Here is a 756-nt window from a genome sequence, read left to right as displayed (position 1 = left end):
CTCAAAGGCACAAACCAGTTGCCGAAGATCATCGCAGGTGTCAGATTCAACGACGGCATCGAGGTCATCCAAGCGCCGGCAAACCACGCCGCCTGATCACCCCGTCACCCAAAATCCCGCATAGCTCACTGCGACGGCTATCAGGCTTACAAGACCATGACCCGAGAGACGCGTGCGCACGCCCTGTCCGGGACGCTCGCCTTCTGCTGGTCGCATCTGAGGCGCTAGTTTGTGAAGATCGGGCGCGAGGCTGCTCCGGCGCCAGCTCCGGTTGCCTGCGAGGCTCTTGAGCGCATCGCCCAGCTTTACGCGGTCGAGAAAGCGCTCCGCGGCCGATCAGATGCCGAGCGCCGTGCTGGCAGGCGGGCGCATGCCCGACCTCTGGTTACAGCCTTGAAGCAGTGGTTTGAGGCCAAGCTTGATCACCTTGCGCAGAAGAGCGACACGGCGAAGGCCTTGCGTTACGCGCTGCGTCATTGGGATGGCCTGACGCTCTACCTTGATGACGGCCGCATCGAGATGGACACGAATGCTGTCGAGCGTGCGATGCGGCCGATCAAGCTCAACGCCAAGAACTCCCTTTTTGCCGGTTGCGACGAGGGCGCCGAGAATTGGGCAGTTCTGGCTTTGTTAATCGAGACCTGTAAGCTCAATGGCGTCAGTGCCGAGCACTGGCTCTCCGACGTCCTCGCGAAGCTCATCAATGGCTGGCCTGCGGCGCGACTGGACGAACTGCTTCCGTGGTCGTCGACCTAC

Annotated in this window: 1 pseudogene; it reads left to right on the top strand. The window is 61.6% G+C overall.

Annotation, left to right across the window (positions count from 1 at the left end):
- Nucleotides 1-120: 120 nt before the first annotated feature.
- Nucleotides 121-756, top strand: a pseudogene (tnpC, locus tag QCM77_RS45980) (IS66 family transposase); the annotation flags it as partial.

It is taken from the genome of Bradyrhizobium nivariense, from assembly GCF_029846695.2.
Taxonomy (GTDB): Bacteria; Pseudomonadota; Alphaproteobacteria; order Rhizobiales; family Xanthobacteraceae; genus Bradyrhizobium.
The sequence above is the reverse complement of the archived record's forward strand: the minus strand, read 5'-3'. Positions and strand labels throughout refer to the sequence as shown.